25 protein-coding genes are annotated in these 26,776 nt (G+C 72.3%); 10 read left to right on the top strand and 15 right to left on the bottom strand.

The window, feature by feature from the left end:
- Positions 1 to 234: 234 nt before the first annotated feature.
- Positions 235 to 882 (bottom strand): class I SAM-dependent methyltransferase, encoded by a 648-nt coding sequence (locus ABD067_RS21070; RefSeq protein ID WP_343897369.1) that lies wholly within the window; start codon positions 880 to 882, stop codon positions 235 to 237.
- The gene (ubiA, locus tag ABD067_RS21065) at positions 879 to 1,808 is read right to left on the bottom strand and encodes a 4-hydroxybenzoate octaprenyltransferase (RefSeq protein ID WP_408871582.1); all 930 of its coding nucleotides are present in this window, start codon (positions 1,806 to 1,808) and stop codon (positions 879 to 881) included. The genes ABD067_RS21070 and ubiA overlap by 4 nt, the downstream gene beginning before the upstream one ends.
- On the opposite strand from ubiA, the gene ABD067_RS21060 reads away from it, so the two are divergent.
- From ABD067_RS21060 to ABD067_RS21045, 4 genes are read left to right on the top strand one after another with little or no spacing between them, the layout of a single operon-like run.
- The gene (locus ABD067_RS21060; protein ID WP_343897367.1) at positions 1,807 to 2,538 is read left to right on the top strand and encodes a 16S rRNA (uracil(1498)-N(3))-methyltransferase; all 732 of its coding nucleotides are present in this window, start codon (positions 1,807 to 1,809) and stop codon (positions 2,536 to 2,538) included. The two genes, ubiA and ABD067_RS21060, sit on opposite strands and share 2 nt — an antisense overlap.
- Before the next feature lie 53 nt (positions 2,539 to 2,591).
- Positions 2,592 to 3,938: a glutamate--cysteine ligase gene (locus ABD067_RS21055; RefSeq protein WP_343897366.1), complete on the top strand. Its 1,347-nt coding sequence runs from the start codon at positions 2,592 to 2,594 to the stop codon at positions 3,936 to 3,938.
- A gap of 4 nt (positions 3,939 to 3,942) precedes the next feature.
- Positions 3,943 to 4,260 (top strand): nucleotidyltransferase domain-containing protein, encoded by a 318-nt coding sequence (locus ABD067_RS21050; RefSeq protein WP_343897365.1) that lies wholly within the window; start codon positions 3,943 to 3,945, stop codon positions 4,258 to 4,260.
- Positions 4,257 to 4,748: a hypothetical protein gene (locus tag ABD067_RS21045; protein WP_343897364.1), complete on the top strand. Its 492-nt coding sequence runs from the start codon at positions 4,257 to 4,259 to the stop codon at positions 4,746 to 4,748. Before ABD067_RS21050 ends, ABD067_RS21045 begins: the two co-directional genes overlap by 4 nt.
- Here the strand turns inward: ABD067_RS21045 and ABD067_RS21040 are convergent.
- The 4 genes from ABD067_RS21040 to ABD067_RS21025 are packed head-to-tail and all read right to left on the bottom strand — an operon-like array spanning position 4,720 to position 10,442.
- A complete protein-coding gene (locus ABD067_RS21040) occupies positions 4,720 to 5,172 on the bottom strand; it encodes a GNAT family N-acetyltransferase (RefSeq protein ID WP_343897363.1) in 453 nt (150 codons plus the stop codon). The genes ABD067_RS21045 and ABD067_RS21040 overlap by 29 nt on opposite strands.
- On the bottom strand, positions 5,169 to 6,605 hold the full coding sequence (gene tldD, locus ABD067_RS21035) for a metalloprotease TldD (RefSeq protein WP_343897362.1): 1,437 nt from the start codon (positions 6,603 to 6,605) through the stop codon (positions 5,169 to 5,171). Before tldD ends, ABD067_RS21040 begins: the two co-directional genes overlap by 4 nt.
- Positions 6,606 to 6,633: 28 nt before the next feature.
- A complete protein-coding gene (locus tag ABD067_RS21030; protein WP_343897361.1) occupies positions 6,634 to 9,288 on the bottom strand; it encodes a PAS-domain containing protein in 2,655 nt (884 codons plus the stop codon).
- A complete protein-coding gene (locus ABD067_RS21025; RefSeq protein WP_343897360.1) occupies positions 9,285 to 10,442 on the bottom strand; it encodes a COX15/CtaA family protein in 1,158 nt (385 codons plus the stop codon). The genes ABD067_RS21030 and ABD067_RS21025 overlap by 4 nt, the downstream gene beginning before the upstream one ends.
- A gap of 131 nt (positions 10,443 to 10,573) precedes the next feature.
- Here ABD067_RS21025 and ABD067_RS21020 point away from each other — a divergent pair, with 131 nt between their 5' ends.
- Together ABD067_RS21020 and ABD067_RS21015 are read left to right on the top strand one after the other, a co-directional pair.
- Positions 10,574 to 11,347: a glycosyltransferase family 2 protein gene (locus ABD067_RS21020; protein ID WP_343897359.1), complete on the top strand. Its 774-nt coding sequence runs from the start codon at positions 10,574 to 10,576 to the stop codon at positions 11,345 to 11,347.
- Positions 11,344 to 12,057 carry a TVP38/TMEM64 family protein gene (locus tag ABD067_RS21015; protein ID WP_343897358.1) on the top strand — a complete coding sequence of 238 codons (714 nt, stop codon included), beginning with the start codon at positions 11,344 to 11,346 and terminating at the stop codon, positions 12,055 to 12,057. Before ABD067_RS21020 ends, ABD067_RS21015 begins: the two co-directional genes overlap by 4 nt.
- A gap of 33 nt (positions 12,058 to 12,090) precedes the next feature.
- Here ABD067_RS21015 and ABD067_RS21010 read toward each other — a convergent pair whose 3' ends face one another.
- Positions 12,091 to 12,360 carry an usg protein gene (locus ABD067_RS21010; RefSeq protein ID WP_408871581.1) on the bottom strand — a complete coding sequence of 90 codons (270 nt, stop codon included), beginning with the start codon at positions 12,358 to 12,360 and terminating at the stop codon, positions 12,091 to 12,093.
- Between the two features lie 278 nt (positions 12,361 to 12,638).
- Here ABD067_RS21010 and groES point away from each other — a divergent pair, with 278 nt between their 5' ends.
- The 3 genes from groES to ABD067_RS20995 all read left to right on the top strand — a co-directional run bounded on the left by groES (position 12,639) and on the right by ABD067_RS20995 (position 15,113).
- Positions 12,639 to 12,953 carry a co-chaperone GroES gene (gene groES, locus ABD067_RS21005; protein ID WP_343897357.1) on the top strand — a complete coding sequence of 105 codons (315 nt, stop codon included), beginning with the start codon at positions 12,639 to 12,641 and terminating at the stop codon, positions 12,951 to 12,953.
- A gap of 60 nt (positions 12,954 to 13,013) precedes the next feature.
- Positions 13,014 to 14,654, top strand: coding sequence for a chaperonin GroEL (groL, locus tag ABD067_RS21000; RefSeq protein ID WP_343897355.1), 1,641 nt, complete (start codon positions 13,014 to 13,016; stop codon positions 14,652 to 14,654).
- Positions 14,655 to 14,909: 255 nt separating this feature from the next.
- The gene (locus tag ABD067_RS20995) at positions 14,910 to 15,113 is read left to right on the top strand and encodes a cold-shock protein (protein ID WP_343897353.1); all 204 of its coding nucleotides are present in this window, start codon (positions 14,910 to 14,912) and stop codon (positions 15,111 to 15,113) included.
- Positions 15,114 to 15,189: 76 nt separating this feature from the next.
- Here the strand turns inward: ABD067_RS20995 and ABD067_RS20990 are convergent, their stop codons facing one another.
- Entirely contained in the window at positions 15,190 to 15,771 is a 582-nt protein-coding gene (locus ABD067_RS20990; RefSeq protein WP_343897351.1) for a hypothetical protein, read from the bottom strand.
- A 77-nt stretch (positions 15,772 to 15,848) separates the two neighbouring features.
- Here ABD067_RS20990 and ABD067_RS20985 point away from each other — a divergent pair, with 77 nt between their 5' ends.
- Positions 15,849 to 16,826: a threonine dehydratase gene (locus ABD067_RS20985; protein ID WP_343897349.1), complete on the top strand. Its 978-nt coding sequence runs from the start codon at positions 15,849 to 15,851 to the stop codon at positions 16,824 to 16,826.
- On the opposite strand, the gene ABD067_RS20980 is transcribed toward ABD067_RS20985, so the two are convergent.
- From ABD067_RS20980 to infB, 7 genes are all read right to left on the bottom strand, one after another.
- Positions 16,813 to 18,213 carry an NAD(P)H-dependent flavin oxidoreductase gene (locus ABD067_RS20980; RefSeq protein WP_343897348.1) on the bottom strand — a complete coding sequence of 467 codons (1,401 nt, stop codon included), beginning with the start codon at positions 18,211 to 18,213 and terminating at the stop codon, positions 16,813 to 16,815. The genes ABD067_RS20985 and ABD067_RS20980 overlap by 14 nt on opposite strands.
- An 85-nt stretch (positions 18,214 to 18,298) precedes the next feature.
- The gene (gene pnp, locus ABD067_RS20975) at positions 18,299 to 20,521 is read right to left on the bottom strand and encodes a polyribonucleotide nucleotidyltransferase (protein ID WP_343897347.1); all 2,223 of its coding nucleotides are present in this window, start codon (positions 20,519 to 20,521) and stop codon (positions 18,299 to 18,301) included.
- Positions 20,522 to 20,924: 403 nt separating this feature from the next.
- Positions 20,925 to 22,826, bottom strand: coding sequence for a hypothetical protein (locus tag ABD067_RS20970; RefSeq protein WP_343897345.1), 1,902 nt, complete (start codon positions 22,824 to 22,826; stop codon positions 20,925 to 20,927).
- Positions 22,827 to 22,904: 78 nt separating this feature from the next.
- Positions 22,905 to 23,174 (bottom strand): 30S ribosomal protein S15, encoded by a 270-nt coding sequence (gene rpsO, locus ABD067_RS20965; protein WP_343897344.1) that lies wholly within the window; start codon positions 23,172 to 23,174, stop codon positions 22,905 to 22,907.
- 30 nt (positions 23,175 to 23,204) lie between these two features.
- Complete coding sequence (gene truB / locus ABD067_RS20960) at positions 23,205 to 24,197, bottom strand: tRNA pseudouridine(55) synthase TruB (RefSeq protein WP_343897343.1); 993 nt, start codon at positions 24,195 to 24,197, stop codon at positions 23,205 to 23,207.
- Positions 24,194 to 24,637: a 30S ribosome-binding factor RbfA gene (gene rbfA, locus ABD067_RS20955; protein WP_343897342.1), complete on the bottom strand. Its 444-nt coding sequence runs from the start codon at positions 24,635 to 24,637 to the stop codon at positions 24,194 to 24,196. Before rbfA ends, truB begins: the two co-directional genes overlap by 4 nt.
- Positions 24,638 to 24,724: 87 nt before the next feature.
- On the bottom strand, positions 24,725 to 26,776 hold a 2,052-nt coding region (infB, locus tag ABD067_RS20950), incomplete at its 5' end, for a translation initiation factor IF-2 (protein WP_343897341.1).

The raw sequence follows: 26,776 nt of genomic DNA, 5'->3' as shown, positions 1-26,776 counted from the left end.
TCCGGCTGATGCTGAACCGACTGGCACCAGCCTGACCCTTCTCGGACACCCTCATAGAAGTGCATGGTGTCGCCCCGCCGCTCGGCGCGGCCCGCGGAGCGCCCTTGGGCGTCGTGACGGTATTCGGTTTGCGCCGCCGCCGGGAGTGCGGAAGCCGCCACCAGCAACAAAGCCAGACGCCGCATCGGGGCACCCCTGTTCACCGGCGGAGGGTGCCCGTCGCGTGTGGCGGCATCACGGCGGAAGCAAACGCGACACCGTCACCTCCCGGACGTCGCGGTCCTCCAGCTCCCGCGTGACCGGGACGGCGACCCGCGCCAGCGTTTCGAGCCCCTCACCCGGGACGTAGGCGCGCCCGGGATCGGCCAGCCACACCTCGGCCCCGGCGGCGGCGAGGCCCCGCAGCCAGGGAAGGATGCGCCGCGCCATCGGCGCCTCGTAGCAGACGTCGCCCGCGATCACCCGGTCCCAGCGGCAGGGCGTGCCCACCACGTCCTCCGCCAGCGCCACGACCTCCACGCCGTTGAGTTCGGCGTTCAACCGGATCGCGGCGACGGCGAGCGGGTCGATTTCCGCCGCCTCCACCGAAGCCGCCCCGGCGCGCGCCGCGGCGATGGCGGCCAAGCCGCAGCCCGCGGCGAAGTCCAGCACCCGCTTGCCGCGCACCAACTCCGGCCGGTCGAGCAGCATCCGCGCCACCGCCACGCTCCCCGGCCAGGCGAAGGCCCAGAAAGGCGGCGCCACGCCTTCCCGCTCCAGCCACGCCTCCGTCGCCTGCCAGATCGGCGTGATCTCGGTGGCGAGGTGCAGCCGAAGCTCCGGCACCAGCGGCGCCGGGGCGATGGCCGTGTTGGCGCGGAGGAAGTCGGCGGCGTCCTTCACAATCGGCCGGCGAGGAAGGCCAGCGCCACCGCCAGCCCCGCTTCCCGGTTCGAACGGAACAAGCGGAGGCAGCCCGCCGGGTCATCGATGTCGAGCGCCGCCGCCTGCCGGACCAGCAACGCCGCCGGCAGCAGCAGCGCCGGCCAGAAGAGGGCGGAAAGCCCGGCCAGCCAGCCCGCAAGCCCGAGCAGGGCCAGCATGGCGGCGTAGCAGGCGAGCAGGAACGGTTTGGTGTTCGCGCCCCAGAACAGCGCCGTGCTGCCGATGCCGATCCGCGCGTCGTCCTCGCGGTCCTGGTGCGCGTAGACCGTGTCGTAGCCGAGCACCCAGAAGAAGGCGGCCGCCCACAGCGCGACGGCCTCCGGGCCGAGCGTGCCGGTGGCGGCCGCCATGCCGGTCGGCGCCGCCCAGGAGAAGGTGAGGCCGAGCATCGCCTGGGGCCAGTTCGTCACCCGCTTGGCGAGCGGGTACAGCACGATGGGCAGGACGGACGCGAAGCCGAGCAGGATCGCCGCGCGGGGGAGTTGCACCAGCACCAGGAGCCCCACGAGGCAGAGCGCCGCGATGAACACCAGCGCCGGCCGCGGGCTGACGGCGCCGGAGGCGAGCGGCCGGCCGCGCGTGCGCTCCACCCGGCGGTCGAGGTCGCGGTCCCACAGGTCGTTCACCACGCAGCCGGCGCCCCGCATCGCCACCGCGCCGATCCCGAACAGGAGCGTGAGGCGCAGCCCTTCCGCCCAGCCCGGCGCGGCCAGGGCGAAGGCCCAAAGGCCGGGCAGGAACAGCAGCCAGGAGCCGATCGGCCGGTCGAACCGCGCCAACAGGGCGTAGGGCCGCCAGCCTGCCGGGAGCCGCGCCACCCAACCGCCCGCCCGGATGTCCGTGAAGCCTTGCACGCGCGCTGTGTTCCAGCGAAAGGGCGGCATGTCCACCGTCCCCAGGCTGTTCCTGGACGAGGCCTTGGAAGAAGGGCGCGAGGTGGCGGCCGCCCCGGCGCAGGCCCACTACCTCGGCGGCGTCCTGCGCCGGGCGGCGGGCGATCCGGTGCTGTTGTTCAACGGCCGCGACGGCGAGTGGTCGGCGCGCATCGCCGGACTGAAGCGCGACCGCGCCAGCTTCGTGCCCGAGCGCCTGACCCGCCCGCAAACGCCCGGCCTCGACCTCCGGCTGCTCGTCGCCGCGGTGAAGCGTTCGGCGATGGAATGGATCGTCGAGAAGGCGACGGAACTGGGCGTCGGCCTGGTCCAGCCCGTGTTCACCCGCCGCAGCGTCGCCGAGCGGGTGAACACCGGGCGCCTGGAGGGCATCGCGCGCGAGGCGGCGGAGCAGTGCGAGCGCCTGACCGTCCCGCGCCTGGCCGAGGCCCGGCCGCTGCACGCGGCGCTGGACGCCTGGGACGGGACGCCGTTGCTGGTGGGCGACGAACGGCGCGAAGGGCCGCCGCTCGCGGCCGTCCTGCGGGGCCGCGCGTTGCCCTTGGGCTGGCTGGTCGGGCCGGAGGGCGGGTTCGAACGGGCGGAGCTTGACGACCTTCGTTGCCGCACCTTTGTTGCCACCGCCGCGCTCGGCCCGCGCATACTGCGGGCGGAAACCGCGGCGGTTGCCGGCTTGGCCGTGATGCAGGCCTTGGCCGGTGACTGGAACAGCGATGCTTGAACGTGCCGGGCCGACGTCCGCCCAGGCCCTTTGAGGAAGCAGGAAAGGGCAGGATGTCCAATCCGGGCGAAGCGGACCTGACGCCGATCTCGAATCCGCGCCAGCTCGCCGAGTGGTTCGCCGCCGGCTGCAAGCCGCGCGAGCGCTGGGGCGTGGGGACGGAGCACGAGAAGTTCGGCTTCCGTCGCGCGGACCTGTCCCCGCCGCCCTACGAGCCGGACGGCATCCGGGCGCTGCTGGAGGGCATGGCGGCGCGCGGCTGGACGCCGATCCTCGACGACGGCAAGCCGATCGGCCTGAAGCGCGGCGGCGCCTCCATCAGCCTGGAGCCGGGCGGGCAATTCGAGCTGTCGGGCGCCGTGGTGCCGGACCTGCACGCGACGCGGCTGGAATTGCGCGAGCACATCCGCGAGATGCACGAAGCGGCGGGGGCGCTCGGCCTCGGCTTCGCTGCGCTGGGCTTCCACCCGCTCGCGTCGCGGGACGACATGCCTTGGATGCCCAAAGGCCGCTACGCCATCATGCGCCGCCACATGCCGACCGTTGGCGGGCACGGCCTCGACATGATGCTCCGCACCTGCACGGTGCAGGCCAACCTCGACTTCGGCGACGAGGCCGACATGGTGGAGAAGCTGCGCGTCTCGCTGGCCTTGCAGCCGGTGGCGACCGCGCTCTTCGCCAACTCGCCCTTCGTGGAGGGCAAGCCGAGCGGCTTCCGCTCCGCGCGCGCCCAGGTCTGGACGGACGTGGACCCGTCCCGCACCGGCATCCCCGACGCGGCGTTCGAACCGGGTTTCGGCTTCGAGCGCTTCGTCGAGTGGGTGCTCGACGTGCCGATGTACTTCGTGATGCGCGACGGCAAGTGGCTGGACGCGGCGGGCATGAGCTTCCGCGCCTTCATGGAGGGGCGGCTCGGTAATGCGCTCGCGGGAGAGCGCGCCACGGTGGGCGACTTCGCCGACCACGTGACCACCGCTTTCACCGACGTGCGCCTCAAGCGCTTCCTGGAGATGCGCGGCGCCGACGCCGGCGGGCCGAACATGCTGATGGCGGCACCGGCGCTGTGGGTGGGGCTGCTGTACGACGACGCGGCGCAGAAGGCGGCGGCGGCGCTGGTGCGTGGCTGGACGGCAGGGGAAATCCGCGAGTTGCGCGCCGCGGTGCCGCGGGACGCGCTGGGCGCTTCGATCCGCGGACGCGGCGTGCGGGACGTTGCGCGGGACGCGCTGGCCATCGCGCGCGGCGGATTGAAGGCGCGGGGCTTGGGCGAGGAGGTGTACCTCGCCCCGCTCGACGAGATCGTGGAAAGCGGCCTGACGCGCGCCGACCGGCTGCTGGCGCTCTACGAGGGCGCCTGGAAGGGCGACGCGCGGCCGGCGCTGCTGGCGGCCGAGGTGTGAGGCCTTGGCGGCGGCGCTCCCGCCCGTCCGGCTGAGGCCGGAGGAGATCGCGGCGGTGAAGCGCATCGTCGCCGAGCACTTCGGCCCAGAGGCCGAGGTGAGGGTGTTCGGCAGCCGCGCGAGGCTGGACCGGCGCGGCGGAGACCTCGACTTGCACGTGCGGGTGCCGGGCGAGAAGCCGGGGTGGCAGGTCGAGTCCCGCGCGGTGGCCGCGATCGAGCGCGCCTTGGACGACCGTCACACGGACTTGCTGGTGCTGGCCGCGGGCGACACGCCGCAACGGATCGACGAGGTGGCGCTGGCGACGGGTGTGTTGCTGTGACGGCGCGCGACGACCTCTCGGTTTCGCTGGGGGCCGCGAAGCGGCTCGCGGACAAGCTGCTGGACGTTCTGGGCGACCTCGCGCCGTACCTGCCCTTCGACGCCGATCGGGTCGAGGCGGCGGAGGCGGCGAATTCGCTGCTCACCGACGCCTTCCCCAAGCGTTTCGAGAACTTGGTCAACCACTTGCAGGATCGGCTCTGGCGGCGGGTCGCGGTGGAACAAGGCTTCCGCGATCCGGCCCTGATGTCACGCCGGGACCTGGCCGACCTCATGGAAAAGTTCGGGCTTCTGGAGTCGGCAGACGCCTTTGCCGAGATGGTGAAGACCCGCAACCGGCTGTTGCACATGTACCCCAACGACCCGGCGAGGCAGGCGACGCGGTTGAACCAAGCTTGCGAGCAATCCGCCGTGCTCCTGGCGGCGGCCGACGCGGCGCAAGCCTGGGCCGCGCGGCGGCTCAGCCCACCGCCACCCGCTTCGCCATGAACACGCGGCGGAAGCCCGCCCCCTCCTGCCGCATGGTCTCCGCGTAGCCGCGCGCCGCGTAGAGGGTGATGTTCCGCTCCATCTTCTCGTTCGTGTAGAGGCGGATTTCGGGCAACCCACGCCGCCGCGCCTCGGCTTCGGCGAAGTCGAGGAGCATCCGGCCGCCGCCCCTGCCCTGGCGCGCGGGCTCCACGGCGACGTTGTCGAGCAGCAGGTGGTCGGCGCGCTCCACCAGCACCAGCACGCCGCGGACTTCGCCCGTCTCCTCCAACACCCAGGCCTCGCCCGCGGCGACGCGCGCCTCGTAGTTGTCATCCATCGGCATCGGGCGCCGGCCGACAACCGGCACCCAAGGCGCGTAGGCGCGCTCCACCAGCGCCCGGAGGAGCGGCGCCTCTTCCGCGCGCGCGCGGCGGATCGTCACCCGACCGCCGTGCCGCCCACCGTCAGCCCCGCCATCTTCAAGGTCGGCTGGCCCACGCCCACCGGCACGCCCTGGCCGTTCTTGCCGCAGGTGCCGATGCCGGGGTCGAGCGCGGAGTCGTTGCCCACCATCGCCACCTTGGTCAGGCTGTCCGGGCCGTTGCCGATCAGCGTCGCGCCCTTCACCGGCGCGCCGATCTTGCCGTTCTCGACCAGGTAGGCCTCCGACGCCGAGAACACGAACTTGCCGGAGGTGATGTCCACCTGCCCGCCGCCGAAGTTCACGGCGTAAAGGCCGCGTTTCACGCTCCGCAGGATCTCCTCCGGCGCGTGCTGGCCGTCTAGCATGACCGTGTTGGTCATGCGCGGCATCGGGATGTGGGCGTGGCTCTGGCGGCGGCCGTTGCCGGTGGGCGCGACGCCCATCAGCCGCGCGTTCTGCCGGTCCTGCATGAAGCCGACCAGCACGCCGTCCTCGATCAGCACTGTGCGGTTCGACGGCGTGCCCTCGTCGTCCACGGTCAGCGACCCGCGGCGATCGGGGATGGTGCCGTCGTCCACCACCGTCACGCCCGGCGCGGCGATGCGCTGGCCCAAAAGTCCCGCGAAAGCCGAGGTCTTCTTGCGGTTGAAGTCGCCCTCCAGCCCGTGGCCGATCGCCTCGTGCAGCAGGATGCCGGGCCAGCCGGGGCCGAGCACCACCTCCATCTCGCCGGCCGGCGCGGGCACGCTCTCCAGGTTGACCAGCGCCTGCCGCAGCGCCTCGTCCACCGCCGCCCGCCAGCTCTCGCGCCCGACGATGCGCGAATAGGCGAAGCGGCCGCCCATGCCGTGGCTCCCGGTCTCGCGCCGGCCGTTCTGCTCCACCACCACCGAGACGTTGAGCCGCACCAGCGGGCGGAGGTCGGCCACGCACGCGCCGTCCGGCCGGACGACCTGCACCGCCTGCCACTCCCCGGACAGCGAGGCCATCACCTGCACCACGCGCGGATCGCGGCCGCGGGCGTAGGCGTCGATCTCGGCGAGCAGGCCGGTCTTGTCCGCGAATTCCATCTGCCCGAGCGGGTTCGCGTCCTCGTACAGCCGGGCGTTGGTCTTGCGCGGCGCGACATCGAGCGTGCCGGACCGGCCCTGCCTCACCGCGCCGACCGTCGCCGCGGCGCGGCGCAACGCCGCTTCCGACAGCTCGCCCGAATGCGCGTAGCCCGCCGCCTCCCCGGCCACCGCGCGCAGGCCGAAGCCGCGCGTGGCGTCGAAGGAGGCGGAGCGGATGCGGCCGTCGTCGAGCGAGATGCCCTCGCTCTCGCGGTATTCCAGGAACAGCTCGCCGTCGTCGGCGCCGGCCAGCGCTTCGCGCGTCAGGCGTTCGGAGGCGTCGCGGTCCAGCTCGGCGAAGAGGCGGTCGGTGACGTCCAACGGGGAATCGAGGGGCATGGCGGGACGGTGCTCCGTGGAAGGGGCGTCAAACGGGGAGGGCGGAGAGCAGGCGGGCGGCGGGGAAGCGCAGCATCGCCGTGGTGCCGCGGCCCGGCGAGCTTTCGAGGGCGAGCGTCGCCCCCTGCGCCTCGGCCAGGGCGCGCGAGAGGTAGAGGCCGATGCCGGAGCCGCCGTAGCGGCGCGACAGGGAGTTGTCGATCTGGGTGAAGGGCTCGAAGACGCGCGGGATGTCCTCGGGCGGGATTCCGATGCCGGTGTCCGCCACCTTGAGCACCAGGTCGCCCGACGGCTCCTCGACCGCCGCCGAGAGCGTGACGGAGCCGCCCGCGGGAGTGAATTTCACCCCGTTGGCTAGCAGGTTCAGCAGCACCTGGCGCAGCCGTTCGCCGTCGCCCAGCGCGCGGGGCAGGAAGGGCGGGAGCGCCACCGACAGCAGGACGCCGGCCGCCTCGGCGGCCGCGCGCGTCATCCGGACCGCGTCCTCCGCCATCTCCGCGACGTCCATCTCCGCGTCGGACGCCTCGAAGCCCAGGGTCTCCGCCCGCGCGACGTCGAGGACGTCGTCGATGAGCCCGAGCAGCTGGCGGCCCGCCTCGCGGATGGAGCGCACGTACTCGGCCCCCCGCGTCGGGTCCGGATCGGCCGCGAAGGCTTCCGAGAACCCGATCACCGCGTTGAGCGGCGTGCGCAGCTCGTGGCTCATGGCGGCGAGGAAGCGCGACTTGGCGTTGTTGGCGGCTTCCGCCGCCTCCTTCGCGCGTTCCAGTTCGGCGCGGATGCGGCGCTCGGCGGTGAAGTCGGTGTAGGTCAGCACCCAGCCCCCGTCCGGGATGGGGTCGGAGACCACCTCCAGCACCGTGCCGTCCGGCTTGGTGCGGATGGTGCGGATGGTCTTGCGCCGGTCCTGCGACTTGATGCGCGCGGCGGCGGCGCGGCCCTCCCCGCCCGGCCCGTAGTCGCCGCGCGCGGCGAGCGCGTCCACGAACGCCCAATAGTGCGTGCCCGGCGCCAGCAGCTCGTCGGGGAGCGCGAGGATCTGGCGGAAGACCCGGTTCACCGCGACGATCCGGTCCTGCGCGTCCAGGAGCGCGATGCCGTGCCGGATGTTGTCCAGCATCGCCTGCTGGACGCCGGCGCGGGCGGAAGCCTCGCGCTGCGCCCGCAACTGCTCCGTGACGTCCGTGTGGGCGACGACGAAGCCGCCGTCGGGCGTGGGGTCGGACGACGCGTCGACGACGCGGCCGTTCGGCAGCGTGCGCTGGTAGCGGGTCGACTTCGACCGGTCGAGGGCCAGGGTCCTCGCGGCCAGCTCCTCGGCCTCCGCCCCGCCGCCCAGGGCCCCGTCGGCGAGCTGCCGCGCGACCACCTCCTCGATCCGGAGGCCGATGCACTCGCCCAGGGGCGGCAGCCCGTACTCCGGCCCGGCGAGGCGGTTCGCCGCGAGCAGGCGGCGGTCCGGGCCGTAGAGCGCGATCGAGTGGCGGGTGTTGTCCATGGCCGATTGCAGCAGCGCCGCGTGCGCCGTCGCCTCGGCCTGGGCCCGGCTCAGGGCGGTGATGTCGGTGATGACCTGGACGTGGCCGCCGTCCGGCATGGGCGCGTAGCGGATGTCGACCACCGTGCCATCCGGGCGCGTCCGCTGCCGCCTGGACCCGTCTCCGCCGCCGCCGAGCGGGGCGAGGTTGCGGCGGATCAGCTCATCCTCGTCTCCCGGCCCGTATTCGCCGGTGGCGGCGCGGCGGCGAGCGATGTCCTCGCGGTGCTCGCCGACCGCCACCTCCGAACCCGCCAGGATCGACTGGTAGGCGGCGTTCACCATCGCCACGCGGCCGTCGGGCCCGAACACCACCACGCCGTGCGGCAGCGACGCCAGGATGCCGTCGAGCACCGCGGCGCGGCGGCGCGCCTCGTCCTCCGCGCGGCGGGCGTCGGTGATGTCGGCGATCTCGATCAGGAAGCCGCCATCCGGCACCGGCTGGCTGGTCAGGCTGAGCACCTGCCCGTTCGGTCGTTCGCGGAACCAGGAGTGCGGGCGCGAGCGGTCGAGGGCCACGCGGTCGGCGACGAACTGATCGGGATCGGTGTTGATGAAATCGGCGCGGCGGGCCGTCGCGCGCATCACCTCGGCGTGCGGCATGCCGGCGTGGAGGGCGCCGCGCGGGAGCCCGATCAACTCCTCATAGGCTGGGTTGCTCAGCGCCAGCCGGCGCTCCGCGTCGAAGACGGCGAGGCCGCTGCGCAACTGCCCCAGCGCCGCTTCCAGCCGCCGCGCCTGCTCCGCCGCCTCGGCGATGGCCTCTTGGTGGCGCGTGACGTCCACGGCGAGGCTGTAGGAGCCGCCGTCGGGGAGGGGGCCCATGTGGAGTTCGTGGCAAGAGCCGGTGGCGCGCCGCAGCAGCCGCCGGGAATGCCGGTCGCGGTCGAACCGCATTTGCTGCTCGACCTGCGCTTCCGGGTCCCCCGGCCCGTAGACGCCCCGATAGGCGAAGAGGCGGACGACGTCGCGGAGCGGCGTGCCCGGCGGCAGCGTTTCGCGGTCTAGCCCGGCGAAGGAGAAGGCGGCGTCGTTGCACAAGGTCATGCGCCGCTCGGCGTCCCAGATCCAGATCGGAAAAGGCAGCGCCGCCAGCACGGCGGGGACGTCCGCGGGCGGACCCGGCCCGGTTGCGGAGGCGCTCATGCGGCGCCGCGCCGCGAGGCGGCGCGCGCACGCCGTGGCGGCGGCGACAGGCGAGCCGGTTCCGGGCCGGCGGCGACCGTGGGCAAGCGCCGCAACGCCAGCAAGGCCACCGTCAGCACCAGCACCGCGTTGGCTTGGTGCAGGGTGCCGAGCCAAGCCGGCACCACCAGCAGCAAGGTCGCCACCCCGAGCGCGTATTGCAGCGCCACCGCCGCGCCCAGGCCGAGGCAGGCCCGCCGCGCCGGCCCGCCCGGCAGGCGGCGCCACGCGGCCAGGGCGGCGCCGAAGGCGGCGAGCGCGGCCAGCGTCGCCAGGAGGCGGTGGTTGAACTGCACCGCCGCGACATTCTCGGCGAGGTTCAACCACGCCGGTTCCAAGCGCCAGTAGCCCTCCGGCACGAGGCGCCCGTCCATCAGCGGGAAGGTGTTGTAGTCGAGACCGGCGCGGATGCCCGCGGTGAAGCCGCCGGCCAGCATCGCCGCGACAAGCAGCCAAACCGACGCCTGAACCTGCCGGCGCACGCTCCTCCACGCCGGGACCGCGTCCGGGGACCGCGGCCCGTCTCGCCGCGCGAGCAGCCCGAGCGCGGTCCAGAGCAGCGCGGCGTAGAGGGCGAGGGCTAGGCCGAGATGCGCCACCAACCGCCAGGGCGAAACCGCGGTGCGGTCGGCGTCGAAGCCGGAGGCGACCATGAACCAGCCCACCGCGCCCTGCATGCCGCCCAGCGCCAACAGCAGCAGCAGGCGCGGCTTCAGCCCGGCGGGGATGCGCCCGCGCAGCCAGAACCAAAGCAGCCCGCCGGCGTAGACGAGGCCGATGGCCCGCCCCCAGAAGCGGTGCGCCCACTCCAGCCAGAAGATCCGCTTGAAGCCCTCCATTCCGAAGCCCTGGTTCACCAGGGCGTACTGGGGGATGGTGCGGTACAGGTCGTAGAGGCGCTGCCACTCCGCGTCGGACAACGGCGGCAGCGTGCCCATGATCGGCGCCCATTCCATGATGGACAGCCCGGAGCCCGACAAGCGCGTGGCGCCGCCGAGCGCGACCATGATCCAGACCATGGCCGCGACGACCAGGAGCCAGCGGCCGACCGCGCGGGCGCCGTCGGCGCGGTCCGTCCCGGTCGCAGCGGCGGCGTGTGCGTCGTCGAAAGGCATGGCGGCAATATAGGGCGGCGCGGCCCCGTGCGCAGCGGACGGCCACGTGCGTCGGGGGGGCGCGTCGGCTTGCTGCCGGTGGGCGGGGCTGCTACCCGCCTCCGACCATGCCCGGCCGACTGCACGCGGCGATGCCGGCGGAGACCGCCGCCACGGCGCCCCGCCCGGCCGCCTTTCCTCCCCTCGTTTCCGTGGTCGTCCCCGTGCGGAACGAAGCGCCCAACATCGCGCCGCTGGTCGCCGAGATAGAAGCCGCCCTGGCCGCGATCCCGCACGAGATCGTCTACGTGGACGACGGTTCCACCGACGGCACGCCCGCGGCGCTGCGGGAGGCGGCGGAAGGGCTGCCGGAAGAGGGCGGCGAGCCGCTGCGGCGGCTGCGGCACCGCAAGAGCTGCGGCCAGTCCGCAGCGATCGCCACCGGCGTCCGGGCGGCGCGGGGCGAGTGGATCGCCACGCTGGACGGGGACGGGCAGAACGACCCGGCCGACATCCCCCGCCTGCTGCGCCGGGCGCAGGCGGAAGGCGACGCCGTCCTGGTGGCCGGGCACCGGGTGACGCGCCGGGACACCTGGGTCAAGCGGCGCACCAGCCTGGTCGCCAACGCGGTGCGGGCGCGGCTGCTGGGCGACGCGACGCCCGACACCGGCTGCGGGCTGAAGGTGTTCCCCCGCGCCCTGTTCCTCGACCTGCCGCGCTTCGACCACATGCACCGCTTCCTGCCGGCCCTGGTGCTGCGCGCCGGCGGGCGGGTGGTGAGCGAGCCGGTGAACCACCGCCCGCGCCTCCGCGGCCGGTCGAACTACGGCACCCTGGACCGCTTGGCGGTGAGCCTGTTCGACGTGGCGGGGGTGGCCTGGTTGCAGCGCCGCGCTTCCCGCCCGGTGCTGGAACCGGAGGATTGACCGGGGCCGAGGCGGCCGGCGCCCCTCCTCGCGGGACGCGGCGGACGGCCCGCGCGCTTGGCAAGCTGGTCCTCCTGGCGGCAGGGCTGGCGGCGGGCGGGCTGGTGCTGCGCGCGGTGGGCGCGGCGCCGGGCACCGACTGGGTGGACCGCTACGTCCGCGACCAAGGGATGTTCGGGGAGGCGGTTTTCCTCGGGGCAGGCGCCATCGCCACGGCGGCCGGGGCGCCGCGGCAGGGCGTGGCCTTCCTGGGCGGCTACGCCTTCGGCGCGGCCGAGGGCGCCGGCTTGGCCCTGCTGGCGCAGCTCGGGGGCTGCGCGCTGTCCTTCGGTTGGGCGCGGCTGGTCGGGCGCGCCTGGGCGGAGCGGCGCTTGGCCGGGCGCTACGGGGCGCGGCTCCGGCGGCTGCGCGACGCCCTGGCGGCCAGCCCGTTCGGCGCCACCTTGGCACTGCGGCTGCTGCCCGTCGGCAACAACTTGGCGCTCAACCTGCTGGCGGGGATGGCCGGGATCGCGGCGGCGCCCTTCCTGGCAGCCTCAGCGCTCGGCTACCTGCCGCAGACGGCGGTGTTCGCCCTGCTCGGCAAGGGGGTGCGGGTGGACGGGGCGTGGCAGATCGGGCTCGCGGCCGGGCTGTTCGCAGTGTCCGTCGCCATCGGCCTCGCGCTGCTGCGGCGGCATTCGGCGGGGCGGACCCTGGAGGAGGGCTGAGGCCCGCGCCCGCCGGCCCCACAAGGGCCGTCGTCAGTGCAGAGAGAACTGCCCGTCCGCGTAGCGCAGCTCCGCCGGGCGGATTAGGGCCGAGGACGCCACGCGCACAGAATGCAGCGGCCCTTCGATCTCCCGGCGCCAGAAGTCGAGGAAGCGGGTCAGTTCGGGGAAGGTCGGCGCCCGGTCGACCTTCTGCCACACGAAGGTCTGAAGGACGCCGTGGTGGTCGGGCATGTGGTAGAGGATTTCGGCCGTGGTCAGCCGCCAATCCGGGACGCGGACGATGGCCTCGATCTGCTGCAACAAACCGTTTTTCCTTCTCGCCTGGGTCGGACGCGCGCCGGCGACTCCCCTTCCAGAACGAAAGAATGGCACGAGGGTGCTGCCCCAGCACAAGAAAAACCTTGTGACTCAACCTATTAGCACTCGCGCAACGAGATTGCTGCCGACGCCTTGACGATGCCTCGTGCTTGCCCTAGATCGCTGGCACTCCTCCTAAAGGAGTGCTAGCGGTCGGTTTTCGTGGCCCTGGCACCCGAGTGGAGAGAGCCACCAAAGAACAGACATCAGGAGAGGGCCGCATGAATTTCCGTCCCCTGCATGACCGCGTTCTCGTCCGCCGGGTCACGGCGGAAGAGAAAACGTCAGGCGGCATCATCATCCCCGACACCGCCAAGGAGAAGCCGCAGGAAGGCGAAGTCATCTCCGTCGGCCCCGGCACGCTCAACGACAAGGGCGAGTTGCGCGCGCTCGACGTGAAGGCCGGCGACCGCATCCTGTTCGGCAAGTGGTCGGGCACCGAGGTCAAGCTCGATGGCGAGGAGCTCCTTATCATGAAGGAGTCCGACATCATGGGCATCCTCGAAGGCCAGGCCGCGGCGAAGAAGGCCGCCTGACGCTCCGTCTCCCTTCCCCGAGACGAATCCCCCCGAAACAGAGAGACGAGGTAACGCAACATGGCAGCGAAGGACGTCAAATTCGGCGCCGGCGCCCGCGAGCGGATGCTCCGCGGCGTGGACATCCTGGCCGACGCGGTGAAGGTCACGCTCGGCCCCAAGGGCCGCAACGTGGTGCTCGACAAGAGCTTCGGCGCGCCGCGGATCACCAAGGACGGCGTCACCGTCGCCAAGGAGATCGAGCTCCAGGACAAGTTCGAGAACATGGGCGCGCAGATGGTGCGCGAAGTGGCCTCGAAGACCAACGACATCGCCGGCGACGGCACCACCACGGCGACCGTGCTGGCCCAGGCCATTGTCCGTGAGGGCGCCAAGGCCGTGGCCGCGGGCATGAACCCGATGGACCTCAAGCGCGGCATCGACAAGGCCGTGGCCGTGGTCGTCGCGGAGCTCGAGAAGAACACCAAGAAGATCTCCACCTCCGCCGAGGTCGCGCAGGTCGGCTCCATCTCCGCCAACGGCGAGACCGAGATCGGCGAGATGATCGCCCAGGCGATGGAGAAGGTCGGCAACGAAGGCGTCATCACGGTCGAGGAAGCCAAGAGCATCCAGACCGAACTCGACGTCGTCGAAGGCATGCAGTTCGACCGCGGATACGTCTCCCCGTATTTCATCACGAATGCGGAGAAGATGATCGCGGAGATGGACAACCCCTACATCCTGATCTTCGAGAAGAAGCTGTCCGGCCTTCAGCCGATGCTGCCGCTGCTCGAGTCGGTGGTGCAGAGCGGCCGTCCGCTGGTGATCGTGGCCGAGGACGTCGAAGGCGAGGCGCTGGCCACGCTGGTGGTCAACAAGCTGCGCGGCGGCCTGAAGGTCGCGGCGGTGAAGGCGCCGGGCTTCGGCGACCGCCGCAAGGCCATGCTGGAGGACATAGCGATCCTCACCGGCGGCCAGGTGATCAGCGAGGATCTCGGCATCAAGCTCGAGAACGTCACGCTGAACATGCTCGGCCGCGCAAAGACTGTGCGGATCGAGAAGGAGAACACCACGATCGTGGACGGCGCCGGCGAGAAGTCGGAGATCACCGGCCGCTGCGAGCAGATCAAGGCGCAGATCGAGGAGACCACCTCGGACTACGACCGCGAGAAGCTGCAAGAGCGCCTGGCCAAGCTGGCCGGCGGGGTGGCGGTGATCCGCGTCGGCGGCTCCACCGAGGTCGAGGTGAAGGAGCGCAAGGACCGCGTTGACGACGCCCTCCACGCGACCCGCGCCGCGGTCGAGGAAGGCATCGTGCCGGGCGGCGGCGTGGCCCTGGCCCGCGCGTCCAAGATGCTGGCCGACATCAAAACGGACAACAACGACCAGCATGTCGGCGTCGAGATCGTCCGCCGCGCCATCCAGACCCCGCTTCGGCAGATCGCCGAGAACGCGGGCCAGGACGGCGCCGTGGTGGCCGGCGACGTGCTTCGCAAGGACGAGTACGCCTATGGCTACGACGCGCAGACCGGCGAGTACAAGGACCTGATCGCGGCTGGCATCATCGACCCGACCAAGGTCGTGCGCACGGCGCTGCAGGACGCGGCCTCGGTCGCGGCGCTGCTGATCACCACGGAAGCGATGGTGGCCGAGCGGCCGGAGAAGAAGGCGGCGCCGGCCGGCGGCGGCGGCATGGGCGGCATGGGCGACATGGACTTCTGATCCGCCAGCAAGTCGGTGGTCCAGGGAGGGGGCGGTCCAAAAGGGCCGCCCCTTCTCGCATCCGGAACGCCGTTCAACCTTTGACAGCGCCGGCGCGATCTGCGTCCATAGGACAGCAAACCGCCTTGGCTCGCCTTGCCGTGCCTTCCTGGTCTTCCTCTGGATTCCGGGCGCCCTCAAGCCGTTCCACTGCCCGGTTGCCTCGCTCGGGCGATCGGCGCCCGGGCACCAACGGAGAGAAGGAGGCTGGATCGCATGGCGATCGGCACCGTGAAGTGGTTCAACCCGACCAAGGGGTTCGGCTTCATCGTCCCGCAGGACGGCGGTAAGGACGTTTTCGTCCACATCACCGCCGTGCAGAAGGCGGGCCTGCAAAGCCTCGACGAGAACCAGAAGGTCAGCTACGACGTGGTGCAGGAGCGCGGCAAGGCCGCCGCCGCCAACCTGAAGCCGCTCTGAAACCTTGAAGCGCCGGCACGTCCCCGGCGTGCCGAACCGATCGACCGGCCGATGCTTGGCATCGGCCGGTCGCGGCTCAGGTTTCCGGCGCCACGCGCCAAACGCGGGTGGCGCCGCAGGAACGCAGGATCTCTTCCGCTTTCTTCTGCTCGTCCTCGGTCCCAGCGCGCACGCCGAGTGCGAGCCGGTCGTCCATGGCCCGGGGCTGCTTGTCCTTGGCGTCGGCGGGATCGGCATCGGTGTCCGGCTCGGCGCTCTTGCCCACCGCTTCGCCCGCGGCCGCCGTGCCTAGGCTCGCCGCCGCCGCCGCGCCCACCGCCGGCAACGCGGCGCCGCCCGTCGCCACCACCGCGCCCGCCGCCGCCGCACCGGCCACGAAGCTACCCATGCCCACCCCGAGCTGGCGCAGGTTCCGGGCGTCCGCCTTAAGCGGGTGCTCGTCCGCGGGCGGCACTTGGCGCGCGTTGTCCGCCGGCGGCGACGCACTGGCGCGCCCGTGCGTCATGTCGTCTTGCTGGAACCCGCCCGCGCTTTCGAGCTGCGCCACCGCGCGCTCCAGGGCGCCCCGGTCGGGGAACTCGGCGTAGACGCGCGGGGAGGTGCTCAGCCCCCCGGCCGCTTCCCCGGTCCACTGGTCGCTTCTCACTTCGATTGCCATGGCGGCCGCCTCCGCTAACCTTCGCGGCCACAACGCCTTCGGGCCGAGGTTGTTCCGACAAGGGGATCGCCGCCGCCGTGTTCACCCTCCAGGCGCTGGAAAGGGCGGCCCGCCTCGTGGGAGCCGTGTTCCCCCCGACGCAGCAGATCGCTTGGCCACTGCTCGCCGCCCGCGCCGGCGCCGAGGTCTGGGTCAAGCACGAGAACCACACGCCGACCGGGGCCTTCAAGGTTCGCGGCGGCCTCGTCTATATGGACCGGTTGCGGCGGGAGCGCCCGGACGTGCCGGGGGTCGTCTCGGCCACGCGGGGCAACCACGGGCAGAGCCTGGCCTACGCCGGGAAGCGGCACGGGGTCGCCGTCACCATCCTGGTCCCGCGCGGCAACAGCGCCGAGAAGAACGCCGCGATGCGGGCGCAGGGCGCGCGGTTGGTGGAGCACGGCGCGGACTTCGACGAGGCGCGGGCCGAGGCGTCGCGGGTGGCCGCGGCGAAGGGCTTGGAGTTCGCGCCCTCCTTCGCGCCCGACTTGGTGCTCGGCGTCGCCACCTACGCGCTGGAGCTGTTCCGCGGCGCGCCGCCGCTGGACGCGCTGTACGTGCCGATCGGCCTCGGCAGCGGCATATGCGGCTGCATCCTGGCACGCGACCTTCTCGGCTTGCGCACGGAGATCGTGGGCGTGCAGAGCGACGCGGCGCCGGCCTACGCCCTTTCCTTCGCCGCCGGCCGGGTGGTGGAAACGCCGAGCGCCGACACCCTGGCCGACGGCATGGCGACGCGGGTGCCCGACCCGGCGGCGCTGGAGATCATTTGCCGGGGCGCGTCGCGGATCGTGACGGTGAGCGACGCCGAGATGGCCGCCGCCATCCGCGCCTATTGGCAGGACACCCACAACCTCGCCGAAGGGGCCGGCGCGGCGCCGTTGGCGGCGCTCCTCCGAGAAGCGCCGCGCATGCGCGGCCGGCGGGCGGGGTTGGTGCTGTGCGGCGGCAACATCGATCTGGAGCTGTTCCGCCGCTGGGTGCTGGGGGAGGGGCTCCCGCCTAACGCCCGGTGAGGATGCGCTCCACGAGCTGCTTGGCCGTCGGGATGAAGCCGTTCGAATAGAACGGGTCCTGGCCGAAGCGGTAGGCGTTGTGGCCGGCGAACATGAGGTTGTCCTCCAGCGCGCCGTCGTGGCTGATGTCCTGCAAGGTCTTCTGAATGCAGAAGGAGCGCGGATCGGCCTTGCGGCCGTTGCTGTAATCCGGGCCGTGCTGCGACCAGTTGGAGAAGCGGCAGGTGGACAGGCAGCCCATGCAGTCCACTTGGTCCTTGAGTATCTCGCGCGACTTCTCGGGCGTGACGAAGACCAGGGTGTTGTCCGGGGTCCGCATGGCCTCGGTGAAGCCCGCGATCTCGAAGCGGTCCACCCGGGCGCGGTCGTGCGCCGTCAGCCACACGCGCCGCTTGCGCGGGCCGACCGCGTACTCGGCCACATGGTCGCCCACCGGCTCGGAGGTGTAGGCGACCTGCCGCTCGCTGCGCTCCTCCAACTCGCGCAGGTAGCCGTTGCGGACGGCGGAGGAGTAGAAGCCCGTGGGCGAGAAACGTTGCAACAGCACGTCGCCCGGCTTCAGCTCCAGCAGGCGCTGCTTCCAGGCGTCGGAGATCGGGCTTTCCCGCGTCACCAGCGGCCGGGTGCCGAATTGGAAAGCGACGGGGCCGAGTTCGGGGTTGTCGATCCAGTCCTCCCACTCCTCCAGCCACCACACGCCGCCGGCCATGATGATCGGCACGTCGCCGAGGCCGAACTCGCGCATCTGCTGGCGAAGCTTCAGCACGCGGGGGAACGGATCTTCCGGGACCAGCGGGTCTTCGCTGTTCGACAGGCCGTTGTGGCCGCCGGCCAGCCAAGGGTCCTCGTACACGACGCCCCCCATCCACTCCCGCGTCTTGCTGTAGGAGCGCTTCCAGAGCGCGCCGAAGGCGCGGGCGGACGAGACGATGGGGTAGTAGAAGACGCCGAACTCGCGTGCGATGTCTGCCAAGCGGTAGGGCATCCCGGCGCCGCAGGTGATGCCGCTGATGAGGCCCTTGGCCCCTTCCAGCACGCCGCGGATCACGCGCTCCGCCCCGCCCATCTCCCACAGTATGTTGGCGTGGATGCGGCCCTGGCCGCCGGCGCGCTCGTGCGCTTCCCGGGCCTGGGCGATGCCGCCGGCGATGCCATAGGCCACCAACTCCTCGTGCCGGTCCCGCCGGGTCTTGCCCGAGTAGGTCTGGCGGACGATCCGCCCGTCCTCGTCGTAGCTGTCGGCATTGACGGCAGAGAAAGTCCCGACGCCGCCCGCCGAAGCCCAAGCGCCGCAAGACGCGCCATTGGAAACGGCGACGCCCTTGCCGCCCTCAACCAGAGGTAGGATTTCAGAACCGCCCATGCGGATTGCGTTGATGGCCTTCACGCCGGCATTCCCGAATCCGGTGACATAGTCAGTAATGTGGCGTGACCGGGATTGGTTTCAGCCCCGGCCACGCATCTATTCCACCCTACTCGGCGGCGTCGGAACGCTCGCGGCGCTCGCGGCGGGGCTCGCCCCGGTCGCGGCGCGGCCCGCCGCCTTCGCCCTCGCCGCCCTCTTGGCGGGGCCGGCGGGCGCCGACCTGCTCCGTGATGTCGGCGCCGGTGGCCTGGTCCACGACGCGCATGGAGAGCTTGACCTTCCCGCGCTCGTCGAAGCCGATGACCTTCACCTTCACTTGGTCGCCCACGTTCACCACGTCGTTCGTGCGGTTCACGCGCTCCTGCGCCAGCTCGGAGATGTGGACCAGCCCGTCGCGGGCGCCGAGGAAATTGACGAAGGCGCCGAACTCGGCGGTTTTGACCACTTTGCCGTTGTAGATCGCGCCCATCTCCGGCTCGGCGACGATGCCGCGTATCCAGTCGATCGCCTTTTGCGCGGCTTCCGGCGAGGTGGCGGCGACCTTGATGGTGCCGTCGTCCTCGATGTCCACCTTGGTGCCGGTCTGCTCGGTGATCTCGCGGATCACCTTGCCGCCGGAGCCGATGACGTCGCGGATCTTCTCCTTGGGCACGTTGATGACGGTGATGCGCGGCGCGGTGGCCGCCACCTCGCCGCGCGCCCCGGTCAGGCCCTTGGCCATCTCGCCCAGGATGTGCAGCCGCCCTTCGCGCGCCTGCTCCAGCGCGATCTTCATGATCTCCGGCGTGATGGAGGTGATCTTGATGTCCATCTGGAGCGAAGTCACGCCCTGCTCCGTGCCGGCCACCTTGAAGTCCATGTCGCCGAGGTGGTCCTCGTCGCCGAGGATGTCGGACAGCACGGCGAAGCCGCGGTCCTCCTTGATCAGGCCCATGGCGATGCCGGCGCAGGGGCGCTTCAGCGGCGCGCCCGCGTCCATCAGCGCCAAGGAGGTGCCGCACACCGTCGCCATGGAGGACGAGCCGTTGGACTCGGTGATCTCCGAGACGACGCGCATCGTGTACGGGAACTTCTCCTTCTCCGGCAGCAGCGGCCGGAGGGCGCGCCACGCGAGCTTGCCGTGCCCGATCTCGCGGCGGCCGGGCGAGCCCATGCGGCCGGTCTCGCCGACGCTGTAGGGCGGGAAGTTGTAGTGCAGCATGAACGCCTCGCGGTACTCGCCCGCCAGCGCGTCGATGATCTGCTCGTCCTGCCCGGTGCCCAGCGTCGCCACGCAGAAGGCCTGGGTCTCGCCGCGGGTGAACAGCGCGGAGCCGTGCGCGCGGGGCAGCACGCCGACCTCGGCCACGATCGGCCGGACGGTCTTGGTGTCGCGCCCGTCGATGCGGGTGCCGGTGTCCAGGATGGCGTTGCGCACCACGTCGGCCTCGAGCTCCTTGAGGAGCGCCTTGGCGCCCTCCGTCTCGACGCCCTCGGCCGTGAGCTGCTCCACCACGGCCTTCTTGGCGGCGGCCACCTTCTCCTGCCGCAGCAGCTTCTGCGTCTCCTTGTACGCCTCGGCGAGCGGCCCGCGGCCCAGCTCGGCGATGCGCGCCTTCAGCGCCGACACGGCGTCGGACGGCTCGGGCAGGTTCCACGGCTCCTTGGCGGCGCGCTCGGCCAACTCGATGATGCCCTGGATGACCGGCTGGAAGCCTTGGTGGCCGAAGGTCACGGCGCCCAGCATGATGTCCTCCGGGAGCTCGTGCGCTTCGGATTCCACCATCAGCACGCCTTCCTGGGTGCCGGCCACCATGAGGTCGAGCGCGCTCTGCTTGCGCTGCGCGGCGGTCGGGTTCAGCACGTACTGGCCGTCGATGTACCCGACGCGCGCGCCGCCGACCGGGCCGAAGAACGGGATGCCGGAAAGGGTCAGCGCCGCGGAGCAGCCGACCATGGCGACCACGTCGGGGTCGTTCTCCAGGTCGTGGCTGAGCACGGTGGCGATGACCTGGACCTCGTTGCGGAAGCCCTCGGGGAAGAGCGGGCGGATCGGCCGGTCGATCAGGCGCGACACCAGCGTCTCGTTCTCGGACGGGCGCCCTTCGCGCTTGAAGAAGCCGCCGGGGATCTTGCCCGCGGCGAAGGCCTTCTCCTGGTAGTTCACGGTGAGCGGGAAGAAGTCTTGGCCCGGCTTCACCGAGCGGGAGCCGACCACCGTGCAAAGCACGATGGTGTCGCCCAGGCGCGCCATCACCGCGCCGTCGGCCTGGCGGGCGACCTTGCCCGTCTCCAAGGTCAGGAGCTGGCCGCCCCAGGAAATGTCCTTGCGGAAGTAGTTGTCGAACATGCGTCGTTCCTTTTCGGGACGCCGGCGGGCCTTCCTTGCCCGATCGCGCGGCGGTCCAGGCCGGGCCCGTTCGGCGGGGCCGGCGGTGTGCAGGGACCGGACGAAATCGTCCGGTTGCGACGCGGCGGAGTGCCAGACGCGAGCCCACCAACCCGATGGGGCAGGAGCTCGGCGTTTCGGGCGGCATGGATTGGGACTGGTCCCGCTGCAATGTCCGTGCTGGCGGGAGCCGCCACCCGGACAAAGAACCCATGTGGCCGGAAACGCCGTCGCAATGCCTGTCGGGACGCGGCGTTCTGCCGTCAAACCGCCACGAGCGCGGGGCGGGGGCGCGCCTCGGAACGCGCCCCGGCAGACATATGACCCATGCGGGGGCGGATTGCCAGAGCCAAGGCGGCGAAGTTCACCCGCCGGGTGAGGGCGCCTGGGTTCCGGCGGCGTCGGGGCGCGGCGGCCGCACCTCGAAGAGCCGCACGCCCGCGGGCGCGCCGGGCAGGTCCACCGGCGCCATCCACTCCGGCGCCTCGCCGCGACGCAGCCGCCAGAGGAGGGAAGCCGCCGCGGCTTCCTCGTTCGGCCACGGCGCGCAAAGCAGGACCAGCGAGGCCCGCCGCCGTTCCGCGATCGCGCGGGCCGCGGCGTCGTCCGTCGCGTCGAAGAACGCGAAGGTGTCCGTGATCGCGCCGCCGCCGCGGTGGTAGGGCGCGCCGACGAGCCTGAACGGGGTCCGCCAAGCCAGTTCCGGTCCCGTGTTGATGGTGTTCGCCAACAACACGGGGTCGGCGGATCCGGGAGCGACCGTCGATCGGTCGCGCCGGCCCGTCGCCGCCAAGGCCGTTGCCCCGCACTCTTCTCGGAACGCGACGCTTTGGGACGCATCCCTGGCCGGCGCCACCGCGGCCCCGAGCAGGGCGAGGAGCGGCGTCCCGAAGGCGACGGCCATGCCGAGAAGGGCCATGGCCGGGCGCAGCTCGGGCCGCCGCAGGCCGAGCGCCAGCACCGGCAGCCCCGCCGCGAGCAGGCACGCCGGCGCCGCCAGGTCCAAGGCAAAACGCCGGTGCAGCAGGGTGGCTGGCAGCGTCGCGGCGAGCGCGAGCCCGAGCGGCACCGCCGCGGCCAACCTCCCCTCCCGCCGCCACCCGGGCGCCGCGAGCGCGAGGACCAGCAGCGCCGCCGGCGTGGCGGCCAGCGCCACCGGCGCGTCGCCCAACAGGCCGCTGACCGGGGAAAGGTCGACCGGCCGCATCTCCGACACCATGGAAATGAAGCGGGCGGCGCCGTGGTCGACACTGGCCAGCGAAGCGTTCAGCGCGTGGGGCCGGAGGAGGAGCAGAACGCCCGCCGCGACGGCCGCCGCCGCCCCGCCCATCGCCGCTCGGCGGGCGGGGCCGCCGGCGACGCGCCTTGCGGCGCCGAACACCGCCGCGGCCAGCGCCCCGATCAGGACATGCTGGGCCGAAACCTTGTCGTACTCGCCGCCCAGCCAGCCGGACGGCGGGTGCTCGCACAAAACGCCCGCCGCCACGGCCAGCGTGAAGCCGAGCGAAGCGCGCAGGCCTTGCGCGGCGGCGCCACCGGGCGGCAGGCCCCGCGCCCCCTCCGCCACCCAGAGCACGCCGAAGCCGGCCAGCACCGGCGCGGCGACGAGCAGCGCTTCGGGGCTGACCCACACGCCCAAACCACCGAAGGCGCCGGCCCGCCACGCCGCCCCGCGCGCGTCCGCCGGCCACGCCGCCGCCCGCACGGCGGCGCCCAGCGCCAGCAGTTCGGCCAAGAGGATCAGCGTGTGGTGGTCGGCCCGGCCGAAGCCGCTGTAGCCGCCGACAACCGGGTTGCCGGCCACGAGCAGGCCCGCCAGCACCGGCCCCGTTCCGGTCCAGAGCGCGCGCGCCGCGTGGACGGCGGCGGCGACGCAGGCGCCGTGCAGCACGGGGCAGACCCAAGCGCCCGCGAGCAGCACGGCGTCCCGCGGCGCGAGCCCGAGCGCGCTCTCCAGCGCCAAGGCAGGCAGCAGGATCATGACGTCGAGGAGGCGCGTCCAGTGCAGGGACAGGCCCGATGGCGCGTCGAGGCGAAGGACGGTCTCGTCGAACCAGCCGGCGCCCTGCCGCAGGTCGAGCACGCGCTGGACGCGCGTCCAGGAGTCCGAGTCGACCAGCAGCCCCGTGGCGAAGAAGCCACCGGCGGCCAAAGCGTCCATGACGTGCCTGGCCACCACCAAGCCGACCAGCGCCACCACCAGCAAGGTGGCGGGGGCCGGGATTGGAGCCGCCCACGCGACCGAAGATTGAGCGGAACGTGCCATTCCGCTCAACATATTAGTTTTTACAAAGCGAGTATATCGCCTTCTAAGCGATCCGGCCGCGCCGCTTGGAGCCGATCTTCAGCGGCGCAGGCCCAGGCGGCCGATCAGGCCCTCGTACCGGGCTTGGTCCTTCTTCTTCAGGTAATCCAGCAGGCCGCGCCGCTGGCCCACCAGCACCAGCAAGCCGCGCCGGCTGTGGAAGTCCTTGGCGTGGGTCTTGAGGTGCTCGGTCAGGTTCGAGATGCGCTCGCTCAGGAGCGCGACCTGGACCTCGGGGCTGCCGGTGTCGCCGGGCTTGGTGGCGTACTCGCCGATGAGCGTCGTGCGACGCTCCGCTGTGATCGACATCGGGTTGTTCTCCTGTTGGCCGCGGCCCGGTCAGGGCGTCGGCGGCGGTTCGTCCACCGGCCCGCCGGGCGCCGCGGCCATCAGGCGTTCCGGCTTCAGCAAGCCGGACTCCAGGCGGCAGAGCCCCACGAACCGCTCCCCCGCCATCGCGCGCACCAATCCCCCGTCGGGGTCGGCGGCGTCAGGAACGCGGCCCATGAGCTCCACCAGGCTGATCGCCTGGCCGAAGCCGAGCCGCGCGGCCTCCGCTTCCGCCAGGGCCAGCGCCGGGATGTCGGCCAGCGCGGTCGTGACGGGGAGCAGGAGGTCCGGGGAAGAGCGCGGCGTATCGCCGGAAGCGGCGAGGTTGTCCAGGGGGATCGCGTGCTCCTCCCGGAACGGCCCCACCCGCATCCGCCGGAGCGCCGCGATGTGGCCGACCGTCCCGAGCGCCAGGGCTAGGTCGCGGGCGAGGGAGCGCATGTAAACGCCCTTGCCGCTCTCGACCAGGAACACCGCGTGGTCCGCGTCCGGCCGCCCCTCCAACTCGAAACGGTCCACGCGGGCGGGGCGGGGCTGCAACTCGACCGCGTGGCCCTCGCGCGCGAGATCATAGGCGCGCTCGCCGCCGAGCTTGATGGCGGAGTAGACCGGAGGCACCTGCATGATGTCGCCGGTGAAGGACGGCAGGGCAGCGCGGATCGCCTCGTCCGTGGGCCGGGCCTCGTTGGTGGCCGTCACCTGCCCGTCGGCGTCGTCCGTGTCCCGCGCTTCGCCGAAGCGGAGCGTGAAGCGGTACCATTTGGTGCCGTCCATCACGTAGGGCACGGTCTTGGTGGCGGCGCCCAGCGCCACCGGGAGCACGCCCGTCGCCAGCGGGTCGAGCGTGCCGCCGTGGCCCGCCTTCTGCGCGTCGAAGGCGCGCTTGACGCGCGCGACCACCTCGGTCGAACCGATGCCGGAGGGCTTGTCCACGATCAGCCAGCCGTCCAGTGGCCGGCCGCGCGGCTTGCGGTGCCGTTGCCGGTGGTGGCGCTGGCTCACGGCGAGTCCTCCGCGGGCGCCGCCGCGTCGTCGTCCCGCGGCCCGAGGTCGCGTGCCACCTCCGGCCGGCGCAGCGCCTCGTCGATCCGCATGGCGTAACCGAGCGAGGTGTCGACCTGGAAGTGGAGGTCCGGGGCCGCGCGGAGCCGCACCGCCTTGGCCACCTGCCCGCGCAGGAAGGGCGCCGCGCGCTTCAGCGCCTTGAGCTGCTCGGGCGTGAGGTCCTTGCCCAGCCCGCTGACGAAGGCGGTCATGTGCTTGAGGTCGGGGGAGGCGCGCACCTCCGTCACCGTCACGTGCAGGCCGGCGAGGTCCGGGTCGCGGAAGTCGGCGCGCGCGAAGACGGCGGACAGGGCGTGTCGCACCTCCTCCGCGACCCGCAATTGCCGTTGGGAGGGGCCGGCGGCGTCTCCGCCGGCGTGGTGCCTTGGCTTGGGCATGGGTGTGGAACCCCGCTGAAATGGAAGGGGCGCGGCGCCCGTCTCTCGGCGCCGCGCCCCGGAAACAACGCCCGGAGGCGGGGCGGGTTACGCCGCCGCCACCGTCTCGGTCTCGTAGCACTCGATCTGGTCGTCCACGCGGATGTCGTCGTAGTTGGCGAAGGACATGCCGCACTCGTAGCCGTTCTGGACCTCGCGCACGTCGTCCTTGAAGCGCCGCAGCGTCGACAGCTCGCCGGTGTGGATCACCACGCCGTCGCGGAGCAGCCGCACCCCGGCGCCGCGCTTCACCACGCCCTCCGTCACGCGGCAGCCGGCGATCTTGCCCAGCCGCTTGACCTCGAACACCTGCAGGATCTGCGCGTAGCCCAGGAACTTCTCGCGTTGCACCGGGGCGAGGCGACCCTTGTACAGCTTCTCGATGTCGTCCGAGACCTCGTAGATGATCGAGTAGTACCGGATGTCGACGCCCTCGCGCTGCGCCAAGTCCCGTGCCTGCGACGTGGCGCGGACGTTGAACGCGACCACCACCGCGTCCGACGCCTTGGCGAGCTGGACGTCGCTCTCGGTGATCTGGCCCACCGCGCTGTGCAGCACGCGGACCCGCACCTCCTCGTTGCCGAGCTTGCCCAGCGTGGCGTTGATCGCCTCCGCGCTGCCCTGCACGTCTGCCTTGACGAGCACGGCCACCTCCTTCTGCTCGCCCGCCTGGATGCGGGCCAGCATGTCGGACAGCGTCCCGCGCCCGGCCCCGGCGGCGGCCGAGGCCTTCTCCCGCGCGCGGCGCTGGCGGTACTCGGAGATCTCGCGCGCCCGGCCCTCGTCCTCCACGGCGACGAAGTTCTCGCCCGCGCCGGGCACGCCGGACAGGCCGAGGATCTCCACCGGCAGGCTCGGGTCGGCCTCCTTGAGCTGGCGGCCCTTGTCGTCGAGCATCGCGCGCACACGGCCCCATTCGGTGCCGGCCACCACGATGTCGCCCTGCCGCAGCGTGCCCTTCTGCACCAGCACGGTCGCCACCGGCCCGCGGCCGCGGTCGAGCTTGCTCTCGATCACCGTGCCCTCCGCGGCGCGCTCCGGGTTGGCCTTGAGGTCGAGCACCTCCGCCTGGAGGGTGATCGCCTCCAGCAGCCGGTCGAGGTTGGTCTTCTGCGTCGCAGAAACCTCGATCTCCTGCGTGTCGCCGCCGAGCGACTCCACCACGATGTCGTGCTGGAGCAGCTCCTGCTTCACGCGCTCGGGCCGGACGCCCGGCTTGTCGATCTTGTTCACCGCGACGATGATCGGCGCGTTCGCCGCCTTGGCGTGGCGGATCGCCTCGACGGTCTGCGGCATGACGCCGTCGTCGGCCGCCACCACCAGCACCACCATGTCGGTCACGCTGGCGCCGCGGGCGCGCATGGAGGTGAAGGCCTCGTGGCCCGGCGTGTCGATGAAGGTGATGCGATCGCCCGACGGCACCTTCACCTGGTAGGCGCCGATGTGCTGGGTGATGCCGCCGGCCTCGTGCGCGACCACGTCGGTCTGGCGCAACGCGTCCAGCAGCGAGGTCTTGCCGTGGTCGACGTGGCCCATGATCGTGACCACGGGCGGGCGCGGCTGCAGGTCGGTCTCGACGTCCGTCTCGCCTTCCAGGCCGAGCTCGACGTCGCTCTCGGACACGCGCCGGGAGCGGTGGCCGAACTCCTGCACCACCAGCTCCGCCGTGTCGGCGTCGATGGTCTGGGTCAGCGTCGCCATGACGCCCATGCGGAACAGCGCCTTCACCACCTCGCCGCCGCGGGCGGCCATGCGGTTGGCGAGCTCCTGCACGGTGATCGCCTCCGGGATCACCACGTCGCGGACGACCTTTTCGGTGCCGGACCGCAGGCGGGCCAGCTCCTGCTGGCGCCGTTCGCGTTCGCGGGCGCGGCGGAGGGACGCGATGGAGCGGCTGCGCTCGTCCTCGCCCTCGATGGCCGCCTGCACGTCGATTCGGCCGCCGTCGCGCCGGGCGGCGCCGGGCAGGCCCTTCTTGACCGGGGCCGCGGGCGTGCGCTTGGCCGCGGCCGGCAGGCTGCCCGGGCGGCGCGCCGGGCCGCGCCGGTCGTCCTCCTCGTCCGCGCGGGGGCGCAAGGTCAGCCGCGCGGCGGCGGCGAA

The sequence above is a fragment of the Craurococcus roseus genome, from assembly GCF_039523795.1.
Taxonomy (GTDB): Bacteria; Pseudomonadota; Alphaproteobacteria; order Acetobacterales; family Acetobacteraceae; genus Craurococcus; species Craurococcus roseus.
Note: the sequence above shows the minus strand (reverse complement) of the source record. Positions and strands in the feature narration are given on the sequence as shown.

Coding starts and splice junctions, on each gene's coding strand:
- ABD067_RS21060 (WP_343897367.1), top strand. CDS start 1,807: ATGTCCACCGTCCCCAGGCTGTTCCTGGACGAGGCCTTGGAAGAAGGG.
- ubiA (WP_408871582.1), bottom strand. CDS start 1,808: ATGCCGCCCTTTCGCTGGAACACAGCGCGCGTGCAAGGCTTCACGGAC.
- ABD067_RS21055 (WP_343897366.1), top strand. CDS start 2,592: ATGTCCAATCCGGGCGAAGCGGACCTGACGCCGATCTCGAATCCGCGC.
- tldD (WP_343897362.1), bottom strand. CDS start 6,605: ATGCCCCTCGATTCCCCGTTGGACGTCACCGACCGCCTCTTCGCCGAG.
- ABD067_RS21030 (WP_343897361.1), bottom strand. CDS start 9,288: ATGAGCGCCTCCGCAACCGGGCCGGGTCCGCCCGCGGACGTCCCCGCC.
- ABD067_RS21025 (WP_343897360.1), bottom strand. CDS start 10,442: ATGCCTTTCGACGACGCACACGCCGCCGCTGCGACCGGGACGGACCGC.
- ABD067_RS21020 (WP_343897359.1), top strand. CDS start 10,574: ATGCCGGCGGAGACCGCCGCCACGGCGCCCCGCCCGGCCGCCTTTCCT.
- groES (WP_343897357.1), top strand. CDS start 12,639: ATGAATTTCCGTCCCCTGCATGACCGCGTTCTCGTCCGCCGGGTCACG.
- groL (WP_343897355.1), top strand. CDS start 13,014: ATGGCAGCGAAGGACGTCAAATTCGGCGCCGGCGCCCGCGAGCGGATG.
- ABD067_RS20995 (WP_343897353.1), top strand. CDS start 14,910: ATGGCGATCGGCACCGTGAAGTGGTTCAACCCGACCAAGGGGTTCGGC.
- ABD067_RS20990 (WP_343897351.1), bottom strand. CDS start 15,771: ATGGCAATCGAAGTGAGAAGCGACCAGTGGACCGGGGAAGCGGCCGGG.
- pnp (WP_343897347.1), bottom strand. CDS start 20,521: ATGTTCGACAACTACTTCCGCAAGGACATTTCCTGGGGCGGCCAGCTC.
- ABD067_RS20970 (WP_343897345.1), bottom strand. CDS start 22,826: ATGGCACGTTCCGCTCAATCTTCGGTCGCGTGGGCGGCTCCAATCCCG.
- rpsO (WP_343897344.1), bottom strand. CDS start 23,174: ATGTCGATCACAGCGGAGCGTCGCACGACGCTCATCGGCGAGTACGCC.
- rbfA (WP_343897342.1), bottom strand. CDS start 24,637: ATGCCCAAGCCAAGGCACCACGCCGGCGGAGACGCCGCCGGCCCCTCC.